The 6,343-nt window shown below is 47.7% G+C and carries 7 protein-coding genes; 5 read left to right on the top strand and 2 right to left on the bottom strand.

The features are described 5' to 3' along the window. The first annotated feature begins 93 nt into the window (after nt 1-93). The 3 genes from ACLFWI_RS24780 (at nt 94) to ACLFWI_RS24770 (ending at nt 1,738) form a co-directional block, all read left to right on the top strand. Entirely contained in the window at nt 94-264 is a 171-nt protein-coding gene (locus ACLFWI_RS24780; protein ID WP_446415131.1) for a hypothetical protein, read from the top strand. Nucleotides 265-744: 480 nt separating this feature from the next. Further along, a complete protein-coding gene (locus ACLFWI_RS24775) occupies nt 745-1,218 on the top strand; it encodes a helix-turn-helix domain-containing protein (protein WP_446415130.1) in 474 nt (157 codons plus the stop codon). Nucleotides 1,219-1,393: 175 nt separating this feature from the next. Beyond that, the gene (locus ACLFWI_RS24770; RefSeq protein ID WP_446415129.1) at nt 1,394-1,738 is read left to right on the top strand and encodes a hypothetical protein; all 345 of its coding nucleotides are present in this window, start codon (nt 1,394-1,396) and stop codon (nt 1,736-1,738) included. 213 nt (nt 1,739-1,951) lie between these two features. Here ACLFWI_RS24770 and ACLFWI_RS24765 read toward each other — a convergent pair whose 3' ends face one another. Further along, nucleotides 1,952-3,394, bottom strand: a complete 1,443-nt coding sequence (locus tag ACLFWI_RS24765; protein WP_446410259.1) for a DUF4335 domain-containing protein — start codon at nt 3,392-3,394, stop codon at nt 1,952-1,954. A 216-nt stretch (nt 3,395-3,610) separates the two neighbouring features. Next, nucleotides 3,611-4,237 (bottom strand): DUF3038 domain-containing protein, encoded by a 627-nt coding sequence (locus ACLFWI_RS24760; protein WP_446410258.1) that lies wholly within the window; start codon nt 4,235-4,237, stop codon nt 3,611-3,613. 371 nt (nt 4,238-4,608) lie between these two features. Here ACLFWI_RS24760 and ACLFWI_RS24755 point away from each other — a divergent pair, with 371 nt between their 5' ends. Continuing rightward, nucleotides 4,609-5,127, top strand: a complete 519-nt coding sequence (locus tag ACLFWI_RS24755; RefSeq protein ID WP_446410257.1) for an adenine phosphoribosyltransferase — start codon at nt 4,609-4,611, stop codon at nt 5,125-5,127. A gap of 50 nt (nt 5,128-5,177) precedes the next feature. Next, nucleotides 5,178-6,242 (top strand): ABC transporter permease, encoded by a 1,065-nt coding sequence (locus ACLFWI_RS24750; protein ID WP_446415128.1) that lies wholly within the window; start codon nt 5,178-5,180, stop codon nt 6,240-6,242. Nucleotides 6,243-6,343 lie beyond the last annotated feature (101 nt).

Below are 6,343 nucleotides of genomic sequence, written 5' to 3'. Positions count from 1 at the left end.
AGAAGCTTCACTATTTCCTGACTCAAAACTCCTGTCAGGAGAATCGCGATCGCACTTTATCTTTATTCCCACTTTCCCTATGGCAATGTGATTATGGTTGATCCAGAAGAGGAAGGTGGATGTGCATTTATATCTCATTATCTGCACGGAACCAAAAGAGCAGATACACCTGTTTTTGAAGTATACAAGTCATCCAACCCCATGCTTTTTGAAAAATACCGCTACTTTTTGATAAAAATTTGGGGAGATAGTAGAAAATTATAGTTGTTATAACCCGCGAAGGCGGGTTTTGTCTGTGTAGCTGCGGTTTAAACCGCCCAGCTTGATGAATGGAGGCTTACTCAAAAGCTTGGGGTGTATCAGCAAACCGTTAGCCAGTGGGAAAACAGCGCTTATGAGCCGACTCTCGCTACATCGAAATATCTTATGTTAGTTGCTGATCAGGCTGGATTCGATTACTAATGGCAATTTTGCAGCACTCGTGCGATCGCACTAACACGGACTTATGCTTTCTTGGTGGCACGAGCGCTACCTGTAGGGGTACGGCACTGCCGTGTCCCTACCATAAATGGCGTTTGTTCCTAAGCTCCGTAAAAGCGCGATCGCACGCCCCAATTTTCTGGCATCCTAGAGATGATTACCTGTCCCCTAGAACAGCTTCATGTCCTTCTCCCACTGCACTAATCCAGAAATCCCGCCAGCATCTCAACCCACAGACGTTGATTGGCGTAGAGGTTTGGCAGCATGAAGCCAGATAGCAAGTACCAGCCACTCCTAGAATTTCTGCAACAGAGCAATCAAGCGGAAGTCATTCTCACCTTGGCAGAAATTGAGGAAATTATGAATGACACCTTACCCGACTCAGCACGCAAAAAACGGGCATGGTGGAGCAATCGCAGCAAAGGCGCACTGCAAGCTTCTGCTTGGATGGAAGCCGGATATCGGGTTGAGGATGTGGATTTTGAGCAGCAACGGGTGACATTTCGCCAACCTACAGCAAAACTTAAAGTTCAGCGTATGGGTGACACTGTGCTATGGAACGCTGAACTCATCAAAGCACTGCGCCGCCACATGGGTTTAACCCAGGCAGAGTTTGCCCAAAGGCTTGGAGTGTATCAGCAAACCGTTAGCCAGTGGGAAAATAGCGCTTATGAGCCGACTCTCGCTACATCGAAATATCTAACTTTAATCGCTCAACAAGCTGGATTCGAGTACTGAGAGGAAAGCTAGAGGTTCAGAATATTTTTCAACGGATGTATTGACATCTTACAATGTAAGTTTTACTATAACAAGATACAATCTACATTGTATTTAAGTGTAAATCCTTACTGCGGCTCACCCAAAGTCCTCTCCGTTTTCAAGAGACGGCAACATCTACCCCAACAGTAAAGCCATGCAACCTATACGCGATCGCATCAACCCCAAAACCTTCGTCATCACCCTTGGGCAAATCGCCAAACTCCTGAGAATTCCCCAAGAGCGCATCCTTAACTGGGAAAAATGGCATAACGTTCTTTGGGTACATATCCAAGGAATCGGTGGTTACTTCGTCAGTTATCGCCAAATTGAACAGTGGATTGCTGCTTGTCGCACGCTTATACGTTATTGTCCCAACCTAAATGCCCTCGATCGCCTCTGGCAATCAATATGTCATGAAGCCCAACGCTATACAAAAGAGGCATTATCCCGACTCGAAATAATCCACCAGCAGCGATATCTCTACTTATCCAACCGCTAACAAACCTAAAACGAATGGTACTGACTGGTATGCTGGTGGGCAATGCCCACCCTACGCTAGACAAAGGGTTTCGGCAATCCCAAAATGCTTAATTCAGTGCCATTCACCCTAAACTACATATCTTCAACCATTACAGGGGCGACTCGCTTGCACAAATTAACGAAAATTCTCCCCCATCTCCCTCATCTCCCCCATCTTCCCCATCTCATCTCATCAGAATCCCCGTAAGGGACTCACTTCCAGCACACCATTCGGCTTAAACACCACCTGAAACTGAGCTAAGGGTTGGTCGGGAGCAAATCCGGTTTCCCCACTGCCAATACCAGCCGCTTCTGGGTCAGCTAATTCTGCCAAAGGTGTTTCCGCTACATAATCCCAAGCTGGTTGATTGGTCGGTTCGTAGTCTGCGATCGTGCCATCTTCAGTGACAGCCACTCGGTAATTTAATGGTCTTCGTGATAACGGCGTTCCTTCCCACCGTTCGTCTAACGTGCTGTAGAGTTGATTATTTAATTGTCTCAGTAACGTCCGATCCTTGATTTCTGGTCCTAAACCCGGTTTTTCTTGATATCCTTCCCAAGGACTGACTTGCAACACACCGCCTGGGGTAAACACCACCCGGAACAGAGCAAAGGTTTCTCGGCTTGCTGTACCGCCTTCTGTAGGAATATAGCTCAACTCCGGTAAGGGAGTTTTGTCCGCACTATCAATAGGCGTATCATCAATCGGCTTATAACCCAAAATATCTCCGTCTCCGCCAACTGTAACCTGATACTCTAAATTCTGACTTAACCCTTCCCGGTTATCCCACTCTTGATTGAGTTCTCTGTGTAGATAACGCTTCAAATAACTCAACTCCGTTGGATTCGTAATCTCTCGAGTTGAGGTTAATTCGTCCTCCAGTTCAGCCGCCGAAGGGGGACTTGAGGTGGGGGTTGGGGTGACTTGACCTGGGCTATCTGGGGTTGGAGACGTTGTTTCAGTAGCATTAGACTCAGAAGCTGGCTTGGGAGGACGCACTTCTGGGACGGGTACAAAGAATAAAGCCAGCGCAGCTACAGCTAAACTCGTCACGCCGATCGCAGCAGGTGCGCTTCTTTGGGCAACGGATTTGTCAGCTTGGCGATACCGTCGGGAAATCGCTTGTAAGGGTACAGCCAGATCGGGCAACGTGCGCTGATCCGCCTGGAACTGATCGATCGCCTCAACTAAATCAAATAGCTGTACCGTTGTTAAATCAAGCTGTACAGGGTTTTGACCATCTATCCCTCCCGCAGAAGTCCCCGATGCGCTATGGGAATCAGCGGGAACACCCGAAAGTGCCTCTGCGGGTTGCCCCACCCTTAAACGGTGTAAGTTTTTATCCGGAAGTGATTGTAACTGCACCAAAGGCGGTTTAGCGCCATCAAGTTGGGGGTGAGGGACATGACTCAAAAATTCTTGAGCATACCGACTGACCGACTGAACTAGGTTCTCAAAAAAATCTCGTCCGCCGCTAATGGGTTGCGGCTGACCCATAAAACGGCATTCTGCATTAACCAGAATCGTCATCAGTGGGCGAGCATCAAGCTGGTCTCCACCCCCTGCGGTTGTATCACTTAATCCCTCTAGAATCAGCGTACAGTTGGGCAAACTGTACTGGCGTCGAATTGTCATCGTTTTTTCCTTATGGAATCCACTATTATAGCTACGGACACTCTCAACCTACATTTAAGCTGAACTAGAGAAGCGTCCAGCAGTGATTATCCCTTACCAACTCATGCCCTTATTCATGTACAGACCGTCCATGTTCGGTCTCTACTGGCAGGTTCCCGCTGCCAATCCGCGTCTTCACGAACTAAGGCGCGGTTCATGAACTCTGGTTCGGATCGTTCATCCAACTTCCCCATCAAACAAACTCATCCAAAATCGCTGCATACCAGAGGTTCCCGTACAAAACAGCAACTGGGCTAACAGCGACAATGCTAGCTCATTTAACTTTTCATCGGTACTGTAGACAGAGACCTTTGCCCGTCGTGGGTTCATCCGGCTGCGGAAATGCGCCCGGAATCGCTCTAGATAGGAGGATAAGCGAAAATGTTGTTCGATGGGAACCTGCTTTTGACTCAGTTGTTCATAAGCCAGAAGCAGTTGTCGGATCACCACCGTCATCCGGCGAGCCAGATAACTGGCTATAATCACTAAGGCTTTCGCTTCCTCTAGATTCAGGGGACGGCGCGTGTGAGAGCGTCGCAAGGGATTAGTGCAGCGTAGACGCCAAAGAACCACACGATTGTTGATAATGTCCTGAAGTTCTAGCTGTTTGGCAACCAGCAGCATCGCTTCAGAACCGCCCAGTTCTAGCGCTTCAATGGCAAGTAAAATCAGGTCAATCTGCTGCCGACTTCGTGACGGACATCCCCGATCTGAGATACCTGGATCGGGTAAATTATCTAAAATGACGGGATGGGATGGGGCAGCAGAACTGTTTGTCGGCATTACGCTTACAGTAAGAATCATTGAATCTAAGTAGCGATTGTAGTTGAACTCGTCTTCTATACAGAAAGAATTTCCAATAAATTAGAGATTTATAGGATAACTGACTTTTATCTCTCCGCTTATGTGCCATCTACCAAAAATTTGAGCGATTGTCATCCTTAATTGCGGCTCTTCTAGAATCGCCGCCACCCAGTACGCTGATTGGCTAGGCACTTGCCGGAATAACCCGTCTCATGGTTCAAGCCTCTAGATTTCTAGTGTACGATTTGGCTGGTAGCCAATGACAAGTCACTGACCCACCCTTTCCGATGCGATCATGGCACAATAACTCACAATCAGTCTGCTTCCTTGATTAAATTGTTAAACCCTTTGCTCAAAAACCTTATCTACCTATGGATTTAAAGTCGCTGATTCGGGATATCCCTGATTTTCCCAAACCTGGAATTGTATTTCGGGATATCACCCCCCTGCTGCGCCACCCCGATGGACTACGCTACACCGTTGACATCCTGGCTCAAACCTGTAAAGATGCGGGACTCACGCCAGATTATGTTGTCGGTATCGAATCCCGTGGCTTTATTTTTGGTCCTCCCCTCGCCTATCAACTCGGCGCTGGGTTTATCCCTGTGCGTAAACCGGGTAAACTCCCATCTGCTGTGCATACCATTGAGTATGAACTTGAATATGGTATGGATCGCTTAGAAGTTCATCAAGATGCCTTTGATTCCGGTTGTCGTATTCTGATTGCCGATGATTTAATCGCCACCGGCGGTACCGCCGCCGCTACCGCCAAGCTGGTGCAAAAAATTGGCTGTGAACTGGTGGGCTTTAGTTTTATCATCGAACTAAGGGATTTACAGGGGCGTCAGAAGTTGCCTGATGCACCGATTGTTACCTTGGTTGAGTATTAGGGGCATCAGTGATCGGTGATTGGTTGCGTTCTTCAATTCAAACAAAAGACATGACTTCTTCAACACAGGATTCTTCAACTCGTCAGGGCTTAGATGAGGCGTGGACGGGGTTTATCAGGATTGTCACCAGTGAGACGTTTCTCTACATCGTCAAACGTCTCCTGCAAGCCTTATTAACCTTATTTCTGGCATCTGCCCTCAGTTTTGCCATCATTCAATTGTCACCAGGCAATTACTTGGATACCCTGCGGCAAAATCCCAAGATTTCCCCGGAACGAATTGAGGAACTCCGACAGCAATTTGGCTTGGATCAACCTGCCTACAAGCAATATTGGCGCTGGCTGGTGCGAGTGGTGACTCAAGGAGATTTCGGTGAGAGTTTTGTTTATTTTCGTTCCGTATCGTCTCTACTCTGGGAACGTATCCCCGCCACCTTGCTGCTTGCCATTTCCTCGATTATCGTCACTTGGGCGATCGCGATTCCGCTAGGAATTATTGCCGCCGTCAAGCAAAGCCGCTTTACTGACCGCGCTTTACAGGTGATTAGCTATACCGGTCAGGGCTTTCCCAGCTTTATCACTGCCTTAATCCTGCTAATTATCGCCCAATACACCTCTCCGCTTTTTCCGGTGGGTGGTATGACCAGTATTAATCATACTGATTTGTCTGCCATTGGTAAAGTCCTGGATGTTGGATGGCATATGATTTTACCAACCCTTGCCCTCTCCATCACCAGTTTTGCCGGACTTCAACGGATTACACGCGGGGCAATGTTGGATGTTTTGCGGCAAGATTATATCCAAACAGCCCGTGCCAAGGGACTTCCCGAAAATCGAGTCATCTATGTCCATGCCTTACGGAATGCCATTAATCCCCTAATCACCATCCTGGGTTTTGAATTTGCTAGTTTGTTAAGTGGTGCATTTATTGCCGAATTTTTCTTTAATTGGCCCGGTTTAGGACGGTTGACCTTACAAGCGGTCACGGCTAAAGACACTTATCTGGTGATGGCAGCCTTGATGATGGCGGCTGTAATGCTGATTGTCGGTAACTTACTCGCTGATTTGCTGCTCAAATTTGTTGACCCGCGCATTCGCCTAGAAAATCTCAAATGACGAATGACAAGGGAACTAACTTTGCTGTGTAACCAGTTTGACTAACCCTTCACTCCCCTACCCCAATCTCTCCAAGAAATCCGTGAAATCAGTGTTTTGAC

The sequence above is a fragment of the Coleofasciculus sp. genome (assembly GCF_046539235.1).
Taxonomy (GTDB): Bacteria; Cyanobacteriota; Cyanobacteriia; order Cyanobacteriales; family Coleofasciculaceae; genus Coleofasciculus.
The sequence above is the reverse complement of the archived record's forward strand: the minus strand, read 5'-3'. Positions and strand labels throughout refer to the sequence as shown.